Here is a 17926-nt window from a genome sequence, read left to right on the forward strand (position 1 = left end):
AGATTGGCACCGCTTTGAAAAGGTTGGGGATACGGGCAAGACGACTTGGACCGACCTCCGAGCGGCATAACGTCTATCGCCAATATGGAGGCGGTCCGGTTGCCCGACCAACAGGCGCAGATGACGCCCTGCCCCAGATCGCAATGTCCGGCGCATGAATCGCCTATCTCGCCGCCAATGAATTTCTCTGTCGGAATGCAGAACCGGCACGTACTCCATCCGGAATTCCCGAAAGCTGCTGACGGGTATGCGTGACGAGCCAAAATCAGCGACAATTCCGGGAAGTGATTCAAAGGATTTACAAGGACAGGCTGACACATCTGAAATGATCCTGATGCAGGCCCATCGCGGGCCTTTGTTTCAATCCGGTCTGGAACGATATCGACTAAAGCGCCGCTCTTAGGGCGTTGCGCGTGTTGCGCCAGAGGGCTGGAAGGCGCGAAAGATCCTCGCGTGCTCCGTCTTGCGCGGCGTTCTCGATTGTCACGAGCTCAGCCCGGAAATCGCGCGCGCCAAAGACTGCGGCGCTGCCGGCGGTTTTGTGAACGCGCTCTCGGATCTCGTTGATCGGCGGATCTGTCCCGAGCCAGTCCAGAAGCGCGTCGGTTTCGCTTTCGAACCGGTCCAGAAGCGGCTCGAAGGTTTCGCCGACTGCCGCGCGCATGTCGGCAAGGTGTTCCAGGTCGATCACGGTCTGATCGGGGTCTTGCGACGGTTCCGGCAATCCCGACAACATCGCGTCAAGCGCTTTGCGCGACAGCGGCTTCGACAAGATGGTTGTCATGCCGTCATCTAGGAACGCCGCACGTTCGCTCGCCATAGCATTGGCGGTAAGCGCCACGATGGGTACGTCAGCCGATGCACCGTCGCCCGCCCGGATTGCCCGCGTGGCCGCACGGCCGTCCATCACCGGCATCGAGATGTCCATCAGGATCAGATCGTATCGCGTGGCGGTCGCGGCCTCTACACCGGTGCGACCGTCGCTGACGACAGTCACGTCGTGCCCGTCGAGGAGAAGCATGTCGCGTACCACCTGCTGGTTGATGGGATTGTCCTCGACAACCAGGACGCGGCGCGGTGCAACCTCGATCCGTCGGGTTTCCGCAGGTTCGGCAGGTGCCTCCGGCATGTCGACCGATTTGACGGGCAAATGCAGAGTGAACCGGCTCCCCTTGCCGAGGATGCTCTCGACGCTCACCTTGCCGTTCATCGCAGCGGCGAAGCGGCGGACGATGCCGAGCCCGAGGCCGGTGCCTTCGGCCATGCGATCGTAAAGTACGTCGCCGGTCACGAAATCCTGGAAGATCCGGTCGATCTGGTCGGGCGCGATGCCGATTCCGGTGTCGTCCACCCGGATCTCCAGATCGGCCCCGTCAGACGTGGTGCCGACGATCTCGAGCGTGATGTCGATCCGGCCCTCACGGGTAAATTTCACCGCGTTGCCGATCAGGTTCATGAGGATATGTTCCAGCCGGTCGCGATCCGCCGCGATCCAGTCGAGCGGCTCACCGCTCCACCTCCAGGAAATCTGCGTGCCGTGGCGTGCCGCAGCGGCGGACTGCCCATCAACGAGGTCCTGTACCAGGCCTCCGAGATCCATGGGCGCAGGCGTGATCTGCAACTTGCCCGCATCATACCGGGTAATGTCGAGCACGTCGCTCACGTGCCGCATCAATTGGCGGCCGGACGTGTCCATGTTGGCCACGAAGCCGCTCTGCCGTTCGTCGAGCGACGTATCTTGAAGCAGGGAAAGATTGCCGAGAAGCCCGTTCAGCGGTGTGCGGATTTCGTGGCTCATTACCGCAAGAAAATCGGTCTTCGCGCGTTCTCCGGCGAGCGCCTGATCACGGGCCTCCATGAGTTCCTGTTCGGCCACGACGCGGGCTGTGATGTCGCGAAGGAAGGCGATGAATATCTCGCCGGTATCCGTGCTTGCCGACTGGATCGCCAGTTCGCAGGGAAAGATGGTACCGTCTGCGCGCATTCCCTCAAGCTGAACGCGGCCCTTGCCTACGACGTTGCGCGGCCCGTTGCGGCGCATGCGCTCCATTCCGGCCTCGTGCATGCCACGGTACTTCTCGGGCACGATCACGTCGCCGATGCTACGACCCTTCACGTCCGCAGCGGCATGACCGAAGATGCTCTCGGCGGCAGCATTGAACTCAAGGATATGGCCACCCGCATCGGTCACCACGACCGCGTCGAGTGATGCGGTGATTACGGTGTTCATGCGCTGGCTTGTCTGGGCGATCTGCCGCTGACGCTCGACCCCCTGGGCGTTCAGGCGGGTCAGGTAGAGGACCAAGAGGCCCAGCGTGATGATTAGCGCGGCGAGCGCTGCGGCGAGGCGGCCGAGCGTGATGCCGACATCGGTTCGGCGAGCGTCGGATTCGGAGGCGAAATAGTCGAGACTCGAAGTGACAAGCGTACGCAGAGCTTCATGCAGCGTCTCCGCCTCCTCGATCAGGGTCGGCAGCGCGGCGTAGAGCGCGGTGTCGCCACCGTCGATGAGTGGCACGGCTCGATCTAGGAAAGCACGTACGTCGCCGAGCGCCCGCTCATAAACCGGATCCTCGCGCATGGGGGCGTAGAGCGCAGCCTCCCCGAGTGTACTGATCCGGCTGTAGAAGACGTCGAACTTGCGTCGCAGGTCGATCATCGACCGGTCCGATCCGGTCTGCGTTTCCAGGATCTCTGCCTCGAATTCGAGGAACTCGACCTCGGTCTGTGCTATCGTCCATTCAACATTATCCGACGTCGCCGTATCCAGCAGCCGCATGTCGCGCGCCACGTCGCTCACAAGAAGCGCAATGACCGCGAGCCCGATCAGCCCGGCCAAGGCGAAAACTATGACCGGGCGGCGGCGTCTGCGAATGGACGGGGTCAGTTCTTCACCTCGATCCGATCGAGTTGCCAGATACTCCGCGAATAGATGACTTCGGTGCGGTACTCGGAATTGTCGTCGTAGGGGTAGACAACCCAGAGAGGACCCTTGTCGCGGATCGACATGTCACGCCCATTGCGGCGATAGGCGAGGATCGGTCCACCTTCCACCGCGTCGGCGACCGGGATTTCGATCGAGTAATCGTTGATCGCGGTGGCCCGCAGCGTGCCATCCTCGACTCCGAGCGTTTCCATGAGATCGACGAGTGCGACGCCCTCGAAACTTTGCGTCCCGTCGGTCCAGATCGTGGATGTCTCGAACGCGGAAATGCCGATTTCCTCGAGCATCGCCAGATCGAACTCTGCCATCCCGTCGGCGTTGGTGGACGCGATATCCCCCGATACGGTCAGGATCACGTCGCCCTCGGGTCGGGGCAGATCGGCTGCGATGGCCGCTCCGACACTCAGGACAGTGGCAGCGATGAAAGTGCGTGTGAACATAAGGATCTCCCTACCCTTTCGGTTGAAGTAGGTTTTGGCACGAAAATCCTAAAGTTGCATGGCAGCGTCCGGATAGGACGACCTATCCTGAAGGATAGGTTCTGGCCGCAGCTACCTCCTCCCCGCACGGAACATGAGACGCACCATGCAGGTCGGAACGATGCGATTGAGTGTGCTGTCGACGTTTTCGTGGAGCTCGAGCCGACTGGCATCTACAGGGCGAAGCCTCACGATAATTGCACCCATCGACTCGCGCTTCCGAGCGTGGGGGCAAAATGAGTGAAACATCGCAACCAGCCTTTAATCTGGTGCCGCTCCGGCACCCTGATCACCAAAATTCCCGTCGTCCATAGCCAATTGGCATACGGCCTAACTTTCATCGTGACGTTGCCCGCCATTCCACCCCTACGGTGCTTCGCAAAGGATATGCTTCGGGTATTCGTTGTAGGGTGGCCAGTTCGGGGATGAGCGTCATGGGAGCATTTCTGCGAGAACGAGGGTTTAAATAGCAGTACATGAATCGTTCAACCCTGATCGGTAGCAGTATCCACTCTTGGCGCGACACGCCATCGGGGTCCGTCGAATTGTTTAGAAAGGCTTGGAGCAATTAGATGTTAAGTATGAAACAGCACGTTGCGATGAGCTTATCCCAAAAGCGACGAGGAAACACTTTTCTCGGCAGAGGATTCAGTTGGACACTTTCGAATGAAATCAGCGCCAGTTTTTCCGACTTGTCAGGTAGAATCTTGCCCACTGACAAAGAACTCAATTAGTTTTAGGCAGAACGACGGGCATGACAAATTGCCTGACGGATTTCATACAATACCAGTCGACAGGCATGATTCGTTCGATATTCTGGAAGTTGCAACCTTTCTACGCTAGGTTGAGAGGAGGTGCCGCTGGAGCCGTATCTCGATGCGTATACTCATTGCAGACGACCATGACCTTCTACGCGACATGTTCGTCCTCTTTCTTCAGGGCGAACGTATGGAGGTCGATACCGCAGCGACGCTCGAGGGGGCACTCAGGCGGATCGAAGACGATGCGGATTACGACCTGGTCATCCTCGACTACAACATGCCTGGAATGAATGGGCTCGATGGGCTGGCTCGTGCGCTGGAAAGCGGCGCGCGTGTCGCTCTGATCTCGGGAGAGGCGACCCGTGAGGTTGCGGAAAAGGCACTCTCGTCTGGCGCGGCGGGATTCTTGCCCAAAACCTTGCCGGCGAAATCCATGATCAATGCGGTGCGCTTCATGGCGATGGGCGAGCAATACGCCCCGCTCGACTTTATGAAGGCAACGCACGAGACGGCCGCCCACCCGTTGGCCGACAAGCTGACGCCGCGCGAGCTGCAGGTCCTCAAAGGATTGACTGAGGGCAAGGCCAACAAAGAGATCGCGCGCGATCTCGACGTAACCGAACCCACGGTAAAGCTTCACGTGAAGACACTCTACCGCAAGGTCGGTGCCGCCAACAGAACGCAGGCTGCCCTCATCGCACGAGAAGCGGGATTGTTCTGAAGAACGTTCCTTGAAGGCACGAATTCCATGATGCCGCTTGGACCTGACCTTCTCGGGAATCCTCAAGCCGCTCTTCCGGCGATCCCTTCCTATCCTTCCGAATAGCAACCGATACCACGGTGCACCTAACCTGTCCGGCCGCGCGAAAGACGCAGCTGGTCCGCTGGGATATTCCTTTTCTCGACAAGACGAACACGGAACGGGCCGATCGAAGGACCTCGTTCCTCAGCGAGAAGGAAGATCGACATGACCACGAACAGCTTTGCGAAAGTCCGGGAACTTGGCTTGCTTGCCCTTGTGCTGGTGACGCTCGCCGTCCCCGCGCTCCTCGCCTCGGGCAACGGTATCCGCCCGCTCGACACCGCGTACCTGCTGACGCTCTCCGACCAATAAGTGGCTTTCCCTGCCGCGCTTCGGCCCGATTGACGCATACGATGCACGGCGTTCGATCGAAGCATGGCAGGCATGGACAGTAAGGTCGCACCCCCTGCCCCGGGTCGACCCGGCCGCATTGATGCAAATGACAGCTTTGCCATTACTGCCTACAGACTGGCCGAGACCCCCGACCGGTGCGGAAGGCTATCCTAGCCGCTTCGAACACTTAGAGCCGCACGCGCCTTTCACAGGCTAGGCCGCCTGACAGGCGTTTTATCGCCGGTTAAACTCGACCTTGGTGATAAGGGCTCCGGACGACGATACCGGAAAAAGCCCGGCATGCAGGTCGCGCGAAAACCCAGCGGACAACTCTGGTCATATTGCCAGCGTTACAGGACTGCAGGTCGCATCAGGAACATCTGACCTACCCTGGCTTGCACCCGCATTAATGACGCATGAATGCGTTCCATGTCGCGTCTGGGGTAAGCCGTATCAAGCGCGTGCTTGCCACCCCGATGACACCCCTATCCATCGGTATAACCCAGCCATCCGACAGCGCTTTCGCTTATGCGAATGGGTCCGAGACGACGGAGAAAGCGGGGCGGTAGCAAGACATCATCGAACGCAGCCGGATCAACCAGCGATCAGACGCACTGCAAGAGACCGGTTTTTGTAACGAGGTACACGTGATGGACGATAACATGATGAACCTGATCCAGGGAACGGCGCAGGACGATCGGATCTACGGAACCGGCGGAGCCGATCTGATACTTGCAGGGGCTGGCTCCGACGTTGCCCAGGGCGGGTCCGGATCGGACCACTTGATTGGAGACGATTCGCAGGCGGTGACATTCAAGACGGATCTTCTGACAATGGCGGAGGACCGAGCTATCACCATGACCTTCGATTTCGAGGAAGCCGCTTACCGCAACACGATCGGCGTCTACAAGGTCGACGCAGAAACGGGCGAGTTCCGTGACATCGCACTCGTCTGGGCCAACGCATCGCTCGAAGGGTCCGGTGGCACTCTCGTTTCCGGAATATCATCGGTCGAATACACCGTCGAAGCAGGTGACAAGATCGGCTTCTTTCTGGTCGCGAACGGCTACGCCAATGCCGGCCTCGACGAGATGACCGAAAACGGAGAGTTCTACTTCGTCGATGGGCGGAAGGATGCCGCTACGGTTGAGTCGACCGGGACCAAGCTCATGCATCGCTCGGCCGACGGTCAGGTCCGGTTGGTCTATGGCGACATCTATCACACGGCGGCGTTCGGCGATCGCGCCAAACTCAACTCCGACGGCATTGAACATACCGTCGGCCTGAAGAACGACGATGGGGGCAGCTTTCAGATCGGGTTCGAGGACCTGTCACATGGCGGAGACCGCGATTTCGACGATGCGATCTTCACGGTCGACATCGGAGGCGCCAGCATCGCGGTGCTGAACGCTCACTATGACCAGACCCTGCAAACCGCGACCGAAGGGATGTACATATCCGAAACCTCCAGAATGCGCGCGGACCCGGGCAACGATCGCCTTGCCGGTCAGGAAGGAAGCGACACGATCGAGGGGATGCAGGGCCACGACCTGCTGGCCGGCGGGGATGCTGGTGCTGAATGGAGCTTTGTCGACGGTCGGTGGATATTCGACCCGACACAGCTGCACGGCGATGGCACCTACACCCCAGACGAACATGACGACCACCTCATGGGCGGCACCGGCGATGACGTCCTCCTGGGAGGTCGCGGGAACGACACGCTCGATGGCGGCGCCGGCAACGACACGCTTAACGCCGGACGCGGTCGCGACGCCGCCGACGGGGGTGACGGCAATGACCTGATCAATCTCGAGGACGGTGACGATCTCGGCCTCGGTGGTGCGGGCGACGATGTGATTAATGCAGGCGCTGGTAACGACGTGGCCGAGGGAGGCAGCGGCACCGACCAGTTACGCGGCGCTGACGGCGACGATCGACTGAGCGGCGACGACGGCGCGGACGAATTGCATGGCGGTGCGGACAACGACCTACTCGATGGCGGCACCGGTAATGACAAACTCTTCGGGGGCGCAGATGATGACACGCTCTCAGGTGGGACTGGCGACGATCATTGCTCAGGTGGTCAAGGCGCCGACGACATTGCCGGCGGCGCAGGATGCGACGTCCTTATGGGCGGCACAGGGTCCGACACCCTCGACGGCGGAAGCGATGCCGACAAGATCGTGGGGGGTGCCGGGTCCGACAGGCTGTCGGGCGGTAATGGCAACGACCATCTCTGGGGCGGGGAATGGCACGCTGACGGAGCGGCGGACACCTTTGTCTTCGAGCGGGGATCGGGACGTGACATGATCCACGACTTCGAGGTCGGCGTCGACCGGATCGACCTCTCCTCATGGAACCTCGGCACCGAAGATCTCGCCGACTGCATCGTGGACAAGAACTGGAGCACGGAGATCGTTCTAAGCGGCGCAGACGACACTCTGATCCTCAAGGCTGTCGCCGGAACGGAGCTTGGAATGGAAGACTTCATTCTCTGATCAACAGGAGGTTCGATCAGCGATCTTTGTCGGATTGTCGGCGCGGGCAGGCAATCCGACAAGAAACATCGACCACCGTCAAGGCTGACCCGAACCAGTCCCCGGCGTAACTTCGCAGCCAGAACTCTAAGGCCGCAAATGGAACAACTACTCTCGCAGTAACGCGCCAATCCGTCCGATTCCATTAATCTACCCATCTGACCCTAACAGCGAACCCCTTGGAGAAATTAAGTGGAATGGCGATAGCGTTTTTGTTGCGTTACAGATCGGCTGAAGATGCATGCGGTCCAGGCACGCTTGTCTTTGGGGTACGCGCCCAAATGCGAGGTCAGGATCGCGAGGCGCGCCGCAATTCGGTCAATGTCTGACCGTAGGCAGCGCGAAACGCGCGGCCAAGGGTCGCCGCCGAAGAGAAGCCGCAGCGGGCCGCGATCAGATAGGCGGGGATCTCCGTCTCAACCGCCAAATTTTGCGCATGGGCCAAGCGGACGGAGGTGTAGTAGCGGCCCGCCGTCACCCCAAGTTCTCGCTGGAAGAGCCGTTCGAGAGTCTTCAGTGACACGCCAGCCCGTTCGGCGATCTTACCAAGAGGCAGCGGCTCCTCGATATTCCGGAGCATGATCCTGAATGCGCGGCTGAGAGGTGCCGACAGGGTACCGCTGGCCGCCTTCCGCGTCTCGGCCGGGTCGAAGACAAACAACGTGCTTACGTCATAGGCGAGGACATCGTCGCCAGCCTTGCGGATCACATCCAGGATCAGCGCCATGGCCGAGTTTGCGCTGCCCGCGCTCCATCTGTCGCGGTCGACGACCTTGCTCTCATCAACCACTTCGACGTCGAGAAAGGTCTCGGCGAAGGCATCCAGCTCCTGCCAATGTACCGTCGCTCGCCGCCCGGCAAACGCCCCGCAGGCCGCGAGAATCCAGGGGCCCATGTCCAGCCCCGCGACGACGTCGGCTTGCCGGACAGCCGTTTGCAATGCGAACCGCAGCGTCGGGTCCGATGCCTGCGCCCGTGCACCGTAGCCCGCGATGACGACCAGCATGTCCACAGACGGCACATCGACCAGCGCCGCATCCGCACGCAGGACGAGCCCCGAGGAAGAGCGGGCCGGTTCGCCGTCGAGAGTGAGAACCTGCCACTCGAAAAGCGACCGCCCCGAGAGGGAACATGCGGCGCGTAGTGGCTCCATGGCACTGGCGAGAACCATGTTCGAGAAGCCGTCGAAAACAACGAAGGCGATGGAGGTGGGCCTTTCTGACGTCATAGGCACGATATGTGACGTTTTGGGCAAAATTGAAAGGCCGGGATGCCCCTAACGTCGCCGGATCAAGACATTCCGGATTATTGGAGGCCCAATCGTGAACTGGGACGCATTCATCACCTGTGCCGTGACGGGCTCTGGCCAGAGCCAGCATAAAAGCGACAAGATCCCGGTCACGCCGAAGCAGATCGCGGAGGCCTGCATCGAGGCGGCGAAGGCCGGTGCCGCAATCGCGCATGTCCATGTGCGAGACCCGGAAAGCGGTGCGCCGTCGCGCGATCCCGCTCTCTACCGCGAGGTCGTTTCGCGTGTGCGCGACAGCGGAACCGACGTGATCCTGAACCTCACGGCGGGCATGGGCGGAGACATCGTGCTGGGCTCGGCCGAGGCACCATTGCCTCTGAATGACGAAGGCACCGACCTGATCGGCGCGACCGAGCGGCTGATCCATGTCGAGGAACTGTTGCCCGAGATCTGTACCCTCGATTGCGGCACGATGAACTTCGCCGAAGCCGATTACGTCATGACCAACACGCCCGGAACTCTGCGCGCCATGGCGCAGCGGATTCAGGCCGCCGGCGTGAAGCCCGAGATCGAGGTTTTCGACCTTGGACATCTCTGGCTTGCCAAGGTGCTCGTCGAAGAGGGGCTGATCGACGACCCGGTACTGGTGCAGCTGTGCATGGGGATCCCCTACGGCGCGCCGAACGACCTGAACTCGCTCATGGCGATGGTGAACAACATGCCCGCGGGCTGGGTCTACTCGATGTTCTCGATCGGGCGGATGCAGTTGCCCTTCGCTGCGCAATCGGTGCTTGCAGGCGGCAACGTCCGCGTCGGGCTGGAAGACAACATCTGGCTCGAGAAGGGCGTCCCTGCATCGAACGGCCAGTTGGTCGAACGGGCCGCGACGATGCTTTCAGCGATGAACGTGTCGCTCAAGACGCCGGCGCAGGTGCGCGAGGATCTCAATCTCAAGAAGCGCTGGTAAGTCCGGCGCGCAACAAGGGACCTCAAGGTCCCGCAACGACACGGGGGAACGATCATGTCCACCTATGACCTCAATCGCCGCGGCTTCCTGCGCGGCGGCTCCGCCGCGGCTCTCGGCCTCGGGATGACTCCGATGCTCGCCAGCGCTGCCCGCGCCCAGTCGGGACCACAGCGCGGCGGAAGCATACGCATCGGCCATTCCGGCGGTGCAACTTCGGACACCATGGATCCGGCGACCTATGCCGCCGGCCCCCTCGTCCTCGCGATGCTGGGTGGTGTGTGCAACAACCTCGTCGAGATCGACGAGACCGGTGCCGTGAAGCCCGAACTGGCCGAAAGCATCGAGCCCAGCCAGGATACCCGTACCTGGACCTTCCGCCTGCGGGACGTCACCTTCTCGAACGGCAAACCGCTGACGGCAGCGGACGTCATCGCCTCGTTCGACCACCACCGCGGCGACGACACGACCTCGGGGGCCAAGGATCTTCTGACCGATGTGACCGAGATACGTGCCGAGAACGACCGCACCGTGGTCTTCGAACTGGCATCCGGCAATGCCGACTTCCCCTTCGTGGCGGCGGATTATCACCTCGTCATCATGCCCGCGAACGCCGATGGCCGGATGGATTGGCAGTCGGGCATTGGAACGGGCGGCTACACGCTGGAAGAACACGAACCCGGCGTACGCATTCGTCTGGCCCGGCGCGACGATTACTGGAAAGAAGACCGAGCCTGGTTCGACGAAGTCACTCTGCTGACGATCAACGATCCCACCGCGCGGCAGAACGCACTCGTGACCGGCGAAGTCGACATCATCAACGGCGTTCCGACCAGCACCGTCCACCTGCTCGAACGCCGCCCCGGCATCGACATCGTCGAAGTGACCGGCTCGGCGCATTATCCGTTCCCGATGCATTGCGACGCCGCACCGTTCGACGATGTGAACGTGCGCCTCGCGCTCAAGCACGCGATCGACCGTGAGGAGTTGGTGGCCAAGGTGCTGCGCGGTCACGGCGTGGTCGGCAACGACCAACCCATCGGACCTGCCTACCGCTTCCACGACCCTGATCTGGAACAGCGCAGCTATGACCCAGACAAGGCCAAGTTCCACCTGCGCGAAGCGGGCCTGGACAGCCTCGACGTGACGCTGGCGACTTCCAGCGCGGCGTTCTCCGGTGCGGTCGACGCCGCAGTCCTGTTCCAGCAAAGTGCCTCCGCTGCGGGCATCGACATCAACGTTCAGACAAAGCCGGCGGACGGCTACTGGTCGAATGTCTGGCTGAAAGATCCGTTCTGCTCGGGCTACTGGAACGGGCGCCCGACCGAGGACTGGATGTTCTCGATGGTCTATGCGTCAGGCGCGAACTGGAACGAGACGCATTGGCAGAACGAGCGTTTCAACACGCTTCTGCGCGAAGCGCGGGTCGAGCTGGACGAGAGCAAGCGCGCGGCGATGTATGCCGAGATGCAGCAGCTCTGCCGCGATGACGGCGGCGCGATCATCCCGATGTTCGCCAACTTCCTCGACGGCAAGGCCGAGCGCATCCAGCACGGCGAACTGGCCTCGAACCGCTTTCTCGACGGCTGGAAGGTCATCGAACGCTGGTGGGTGGCCTAAGGCTCCCGCCCTCCTCACTTTGCCTGCCCCGCCGCACTGGTGGCGGGGTCCTTGGCCATCGACCCGGAAAAGAGGCCCGCAATGTCCCAGATCATCAACAAGGCCGCCTGTATCGGCGGCGGCGTCATCGGCGGCGGATGGATCGCCCGCTTCGCGATGAACGGCATCGACGTCGCAGTCCACGACCCCCACCCCGATGCGCGCCGCATCGTCCAGGAGGTGCTCGACGGTGCCCGCCGCGCCTACGACCGCATGCTCTCCGTGCCGCGTGGCCCAGAGGGACGGGTGACCTTCCACGACGAGCTGGCAGAGGCCGTGGCGGATGCCGATTACATTCAGGAAAGCGTGCCCGAACGGCTGGACCTCAAACACAATGTCTTCGCCGCGATCGAGGCCGCGGCCCGGCCCGATGCCCTGATCGGCTCTTCGACCTCGGGCTTCAAGCCGTCCGAATTGCAGGCCGGGATGACCCATCCCGAACGTCTCTTCGTCGCGCATCCTTTTAACCCCGTCTACCTCGTCCCACTGGTCGAGCTGGTTGGCAGCCCCCTCAACGACGACGCGGCCTTGACCCGAGCCGCCGAGATCCAGCGCGAGATCGGCATGCATCCGCTGCGCGTGCGCAAGGAGATCGACGCCCATATCGGCGACCGCCTGCTCGAAGCCGTCTGGCGCGAGTCGCTCTGGCTGGTCAATGACGACATCGCCACCACCGAAGAGATCGACGACGTCATCCGCTTCTCCTTCGGGCTTCGCTGGGCACAAATGGGTTTGTTCGAGACCTATCGCATCGCCGGCGGCGAGGCGGGCATGAAGCATTTCATCGAACAGTTCGGCCCCGCCCTGAAATGGCCATGGACCAAGCTGATGGACGTGCCGGACATGACCGACGCGCTTGCCACGAAGATCGGTGACCAATCCGATGCGCAGTCCGGCCAGCATTCCATCCGCGAGCTGGAACGGATCCGCGACGACAACCTGATCGGCATCTTCCAGGCCTTGAAGCAGCAGGACTGGGGGGCGGGCCGGACCCTTGCGGCGATGGAGGCACGGATGCGTGACCGTGCTGCTCCCGCAGAGGAGCCCGATCCCGCCGCGCCGCTCACGCTGCATCGCGCGCAGGTGCCCGCCGAATGGCTGGATTACAACGGCCACATGACGGAGCATCGATACCTGCAGGTCTTCGGCGATGCGACCGACGCGTTCCTGGAACATATCGGAATGGACGCAGGCTACCGCGCCGCCGGCCGCTCGGTCTACACGGTCGAAAGCCATCTGCGTCATCTGGCCGAAACCGGGCCGGGCACGACGCTGACGGTACGCACCTCCGTGCTGGGTCACGACGTCAAGCGCATCCGCATCCATCACGAGATGGTCGATGGCGCGGGCCGGGTGCAGGCCACGGCCGAGCACATGCTGCTTCATGTCGACACCACGGCCGGCCGCGCCGCGCCCATGCAGGCACCGTTGACGGATCGCCTTGCTGGGCTGTCGGAAGGGCAGCGCGGGATCGCGGTGCCGGACCATGCGGGGTGCCCGATCCGCGACATCGGCTGGCCGACACAGGAGGCCGAATGAAGATGCATCCCCTTCTCACCATGACGCTTCAGCGGCTGGCGATGGGTTTGCTGACGCTCTTCGCGATCACGCTGCTGATCTTCTTCGCCATCGAGTTGCTGCCCGGTGACCTGGCGGAAGAAGTTCTGGGTCAATCGGCGACGCCGGAGACCGTCGTTGCCTTCCGCGCCGAACTCGGCCTCGATCAACCTCCGGTGCAGCGTTACCTGAGCTGGCTTGGAGGCATCGTACAAGGCGATCTCGGCACCTCGCTTGCCAATGGGCGTGAGATCGCCGGCCTGCTGGCCGGGCGTCTCGGAAATACGCTCTTCCTTGCTGCCTATGCCGCTGCCATCGCGGTGCCGCTGGCGCTCGTTCTGGGGCTGCTCGCGGCGCTCTACCGTGGCAGCTGGTTCGACCGGGCGGTCAACGTGACCACCCTGTCCTCCATTTCGTTCCCCGAATATTTCATCGCCTACATTCTGATGCTGTTCCTGTCGGTCAAATGGGGCCTGTTTCCCTCGATCGCCGATATCGGGCCGGATGCGGGACTTGGCACGATGCTCTACCGCACGTTCCTGCCCGCGCTGACGCTGGTCCTTGTGGTGACCGCACACATGATGCGGATGACCCGCGCCGCGATCATCAACCTTCTGGCGCAGCCCTATATCGAGATGGCCCGCCTTAAGGGTGCCTCGCCGATGCGGGTGGTCCTGCGCCACGCTCTCCCCAACGCGCTGGCCCCGATCATCAACGTCGTCGCCTTGAACCTCGCCTATCTGGTAACCGGCGTGGTCATCGTCGAGGTGGTCTTCGTCTATCCCGGCCTCGGTCAGCTGATGGTTGATTCCGTGACGACGCGCGACATCCCCCTTGTTCAGGCCTGCTGCCTCATCTTCGCCGGCATCTACATCCTCCTAAACCTCTGCGCCGATCTGCTGGCCATCGCCACCAATCCGCGCCTGATGAGCCGGAGGTAACCCAATGGATCTGCATAGCTTTAAATCGGTTCCGCCGACCGCATTCTTCGGCATGACCGTCATCACCATCGTCATCCTCACCGGCATTTTCGCTCCGCTCATTGCCCCGTACGGCCAGACCGAGGTCGTAGGCCTGGGCTTCGAGCCTTGGGGCGGCGACTACCTGTTGGGTACCGACAGCCTTGGGCGCGACATCGCTTCGCGACTGATATTCGGCGCGCGCAACTCGGTTGGCATCGCGCTGGCGACGACGGTTCTGGCATTCCTCGTGGGCACGGCGCTGGGACTTCTGGCCGCGGGCTTGGGCGGCTGGACCGATCAGATCCTTGCCCGCCTGATAGACCTGTTGATTTCGATCCCGTCACTCGTCTTCGCCCTGCTGCTTCTGTCAATCTTCGGCACCTCGATCCCGATGCTGATCCTGATCGTTGCCACGCTCGAAATGACGCGGGTCTTCCGTCTGTCCCGCGCCGTGGCGATGGACATCGTGGTGATGGATTTCGCCGAGGCGGCGCGCCTGCGCGGTGAGGGACTGTTCTGGATCCTGCGTCGCGAGGTCTTGCCCAACATCACCGCCCCTCTCATAGCCGAGTTCGGTCTGCGCTTCTGCTTCGTGTTCCTGGCGATCTCGGCGCTGTCGTTCCTGGGCCTCGGCATCCAACAGCCCACCGCCGACTGGGGCTCGATGGTGCGCGACACCGCCCAGCTCATCACCTTCGGAGAGGCGATCCCCCTTCTGCCCGCGGGCTGCATCGCGCTGCTCACGGTCAGCATCAATTTCGTCGTCGACTGGATGCTTCACCGCGCATCGGGACTAGAGGACTGACACCATGACCGCCCCCCTTCTGAGCATCCGCGACCTCTGGATCGAAGGCCGACATGGCCGCGACTGGCAGCCGATCGTCAGGGGCATCGACCTCGATCTGAACCGGGGCGAGGTTTTGGGTCTGATCGGCGAATCCGGTGCTGGTAAATCCACGCTGGGGCTCGCCGCCATGGGCTATACCCGCGACGGCACCCGCATATCGGGCGGTGATATCCGCTTCGACGGGCAGGATCTTCTGGGATTGAGCGAGCGCCAGCGCCGCGGCGTGCGTGGCAAACGGATCGCCTATGTCGCGCAGAGCGCCGCGGCGAATTTCAATCCGGCGCACCGTTTGATCGACCAGTACGCCGAGGCACCGACGGCGATCCACCACCTTATGAAGCGCCCTGAAGCCCTTCGGGAGGCGCAGGCACTTTACCAAAGGCTGCGCCTGCCCGATCCGGCAGAGATCGGCTTTCGATATCCGCACCAAGTCTCCGGCGGCCAGCTTCAGCGCGCGATGACGGCAATGGCGATGTCCTGCAAGCCTGACCTCATCATCTTCGACGAGCCGACAACGGCACTCGACGTCACCACCCAGATCGAGGTGCTGGACGCAATCCGCAACGCGGTGAACGAGTTCGGCACCGCCGCGATCTACATCACCCACGATCTTGCCGTGGTGGCCCAGATGGCCGACCGCATCAAGATCCTGCTGCGTGGCGAGGAGGTCGAGGAGCAGGAAACCCGTGCGATGCTCTCTACCCCAAAGGAAGCGTACTCGCGCACCCTCTGGGCCGTTCGCAGCCACGCCGCCCCGGCCCGACCCAAGGTCGACGATACGACAAATCCGGTTCTTCGGGTCCGGAACGTCAGTGCAGAATACACCCGCGGGATCCCGGTTCTGTCCGAGGTCGGATTCGACGTACATGCCGGGCGGACCGTCGCCGTCGTTGGCGAAAGCGGATCGGGAAAATCGACTCTGGCGCGGGTGATCACGGGCCTCCTGCCCCCCTCCGACGGCGGAATCGAACTGGACGGATCGCCCATGCCCCCGCAGCTCGGGGCGCGCAGCAAGGATCAGCTGCGTCAGGTGCAGATGATCTACCAATCGGCGGATACGTCGCTCAATCCGAAGCAGACGATCCGCGAGATCATCGGTCGGCCGATCCGCTTCTATCTCGGGCTGCGCGGTGCCGCGCTCGACACCCGCATCCGCGAGCTTCTGACCGCGATCGAGCTCGACCCAGACAGCTTCATCGACCGGCTGCCCGGCGCGCTTTCAGGCGGTCAGAAGCAACGCATCGGCATTGCGCGCGCCCTTGCCGCCGAGCCCAGGTTCATCATCTGCGACGAGGTGACCTCGGCTCTCGATCAGATCGTCGCCGAGGGCATCCTCAAGCTCTTGAAACGCCTGCAGGAAGAGCGCGACCTCGCCTACATGTTCATCACCCACGACCTTGCCACGGTTCGGGCGATCGCGGATCACGTGGTCGTCATGCAGAACGGCCGCGTGGTCGAACAGGCACCGCGTGACGAGATGTTCTCTCCCCCGCACCATCCCTATACCGAGCTGCTGCTCGGCTCCGTCCCCGAGATGGATCCCGACTGGCTGGACCGGACGATCGCGCAAAGGGCCAGGAAATGACGATCACCGACCCCGAGATCCTCCGCTTCATCGAGAGAACCGAAGCCGCCTATCCGGCCGAGGCGAACGATGCCGATGCCGCCCGCAATCGTCATTTCTACGATGCAATGTGCGCCGTCTTCCGCGCACCACGTCCCGAAGGTCTGCCAGTGCGCGACGAGACTGTCGCGGGCGTGGCGGTTCGCCGCTATACGCCGGAAGGTGCCGTATCGCGTCCCTTCGTGCTCTATGCCCACGGAGGCGGTTTCGTCGTGGGGTCTTTGGAAAGCCACGACGACGTCTGTGCCGAACTTGCCACCGCCACCGGGTGCGAGGTCGTGTCGGTGGACTACCGACTTGCACCCGAACATCTCTTTCCGGCGCAGATCGACGATGTCGCCGCCGTCTGGCTGGCCGAAACGGAACAGGGCCGGAAAGGTATCGCCGTGGGCGACAGCGCCGGCGGGACCCTGGCGGCGGCGCTGTGCCTGAGGATGCGACGCGTGGGCGGGCAGATGCCATTGGCACAGGTGTTGATCTATCCGGGGTTGGGCGGTGATACCGACGCCCCCTCCTACATTCAGAACGCGGAGGCACCGCTGCTGCGCACGCGCGACGTGATCGGCTATGCCGCGACGATCACCGGCGGAGATATGGAGCTCAAGCTCGGCAACCCGGAGGCCTCGCCGCTGCGCGCAAACAGCTTCGTTTGCCTCCCGCCGGCCCTGATCGTCACCGCAGACGTCGATCCGCTGCGTGACGACGGCACTGCCTACCACGCGGCCCTGCAGGCATCCGGCAGTCGCGCCATCCTGCGAAACGAGCCGCAGCTCGTGCACGGCTATCTCAGGGCGCGTCATATCTCTGCCCGAGCGGCGGCGAGCTTCGACGCGATTTGCACATGGGTCAGCACAGAGATCGACGGAGCCACCGCGCCTGCTCCCTAGCTTACGTGCCTGATTTCGATGCGCACTGGCGTATGTTGTTACGTGCAAGTGACACAATGCTGGAGCCGCTGCAGATCCTCACAAGCAACATTCGCGGGACTTTCGACGTCGGTTCGACACCGCTCGGCACTGCATCGATGTTCCGCCCAACTTGTAGGCAGCCAATCATCCTGGCGCACAGAAGATAACCAACGGCTCGCAGTTTTGGATCTCGAAATGTCGCCGGGCCTACCGGATCGGCGCGGCGGGCGGCTTTCTGACCGCATCTTTAGAACCCCGCGACCCGGCGCGGTGCCGGGTACCGCCGCCAAAGACTGCCAC

13 protein-coding genes and 1 pseudogene are annotated in these 17926 nt (G+C 62.4%); 11 read left to right on the plus strand and 3 right to left on the minus strand.

The features are described from left to right. Positions 1-385 precede the first annotated feature (385 nt). Both RVY76_RS06560 and RVY76_RS06565 read right to left on the minus strand, forming a co-directional pair. Positions 386-2839 carry an ATP-binding protein gene (locus RVY76_RS06560; RefSeq protein WP_317376583.1) on the minus strand — a complete coding sequence of 818 codons (2454 nt, stop codon included), beginning with the start codon at positions 2837-2839 and terminating at the stop codon, positions 386-388. 44 nt (positions 2840-2883) lie between these two features. Next, the gene (locus RVY76_RS06565; RefSeq protein WP_317376584.1) at positions 2884-3384 is read right to left on the minus strand and encodes a molybdopterin-dependent oxidoreductase; all 501 of its coding nucleotides are present in this window, start codon (positions 3382-3384) and stop codon (positions 2884-2886) included. A gap of 915 nt (positions 3385-4299) precedes the next feature. On the opposite strand from RVY76_RS06565, the gene RVY76_RS06570 reads away from it, so the two are divergent. From RVY76_RS06570 to RVY76_RS06580, 4 genes and pseudogenes are all read left to right on the plus strand, one after another. Then, a complete protein-coding gene (locus tag RVY76_RS06570; RefSeq protein WP_317376585.1) occupies positions 4300-4905 on the plus strand; it encodes a response regulator transcription factor in 606 nt (201 codons plus the stop codon). A gap of 246 nt (positions 4906-5151) precedes the next feature. After that, entirely contained in the window at positions 5152-5298 is a 147-nt protein-coding gene (locus tag RVY76_RS06575; protein WP_317376586.1) for a hypothetical protein, read from the plus strand. 686 nt (positions 5299-5984) lie between these two features. Further along, positions 5985-6062 (plus strand): annotated as a pseudogene (locus tag RVY76_RS18680) (hypothetical protein); the annotation flags it as partial. A 114-nt stretch (positions 6063-6176) separates the two neighbouring features. Further along, positions 6177-7817 (plus strand): DUF4114 domain-containing protein, encoded by a 1641-nt coding sequence (locus RVY76_RS06580; protein ID WP_317376587.1) that lies wholly within the window; start codon positions 6177-6179, stop codon positions 7815-7817. Positions 7818-8145: 328 nt separating this feature from the next. Here the strand turns inward: RVY76_RS06580 and RVY76_RS06585 are convergent, their stop codons facing one another. Continuing rightward, entirely contained in the window at positions 8146-9084 is a 939-nt protein-coding gene (locus RVY76_RS06585; RefSeq protein WP_317376726.1) for a GlxA family transcriptional regulator, read from the minus strand. Positions 9085-9178: 94 nt separating this feature from the next. Between RVY76_RS06585 and RVY76_RS06590 the strand changes: the two genes are divergently transcribed. The 7 genes from RVY76_RS06590 to RVY76_RS06620 all read left to right on the plus strand — a co-directional run bounded on the left by RVY76_RS06590 (position 9179) and on the right by RVY76_RS06620 (position 17605). Beyond that, positions 9179-10072 carry a 3-keto-5-aminohexanoate cleavage protein gene (locus tag RVY76_RS06590; RefSeq protein WP_317376588.1) on the plus strand — a complete coding sequence of 298 codons (894 nt, stop codon included), beginning with the start codon at positions 9179-9181 and terminating at the stop codon, positions 10070-10072. A gap of 54 nt (positions 10073-10126) precedes the next feature. Next, entirely contained in the window at positions 10127-11689 is a 1563-nt protein-coding gene (locus RVY76_RS06595; RefSeq protein ID WP_317376589.1) for an ABC transporter substrate-binding protein, read from the plus strand. An 81-nt stretch (positions 11690-11770) separates the two neighbouring features. Next, complete coding sequence (locus RVY76_RS06600; RefSeq protein ID WP_317376590.1) at positions 11771-13267, plus strand: carnitine 3-dehydrogenase; 1497 nt, start codon at positions 11771-11773, stop codon at positions 13265-13267. Positions 13268-13269: 2 nt separating this feature from the next. Beyond that, complete coding sequence (locus RVY76_RS06605; protein WP_317376727.1) at positions 13270-14226, plus strand: ABC transporter permease; 957 nt, start codon at positions 13270-13272, stop codon at positions 14224-14226. 4 nt (positions 14227-14230) lie between these two features. Further along, positions 14231-15052 (plus strand): ABC transporter permease, encoded by an 822-nt coding sequence (locus RVY76_RS06610; protein ID WP_317376591.1) that lies wholly within the window; start codon positions 14231-14233, stop codon positions 15050-15052. A 4-nt stretch (positions 15053-15056) separates the two neighbouring features. Then, positions 15057-16679 carry an ABC transporter ATP-binding protein gene (locus RVY76_RS06615; RefSeq protein ID WP_317376592.1) on the plus strand — a complete coding sequence of 541 codons (1623 nt, stop codon included), beginning with the start codon at positions 15057-15059 and terminating at the stop codon, positions 16677-16679. Beyond that, complete coding sequence (locus RVY76_RS06620) at positions 16676-17605, plus strand: alpha/beta hydrolase (protein ID WP_317376593.1); 930 nt, start codon at positions 16676-16678, stop codon at positions 17603-17605. Before RVY76_RS06615 ends, RVY76_RS06620 begins: the two co-directional genes overlap by 4 nt. Positions 17606-17926 lie beyond the last annotated feature (321 nt).

This window comes from Palleronia sp. LCG004, assembly GCF_032931615.1.
In the GTDB taxonomy this organism is placed as follows: Bacteria; Pseudomonadota; Alphaproteobacteria; order Rhodobacterales; family Rhodobacteraceae; genus Palleronia.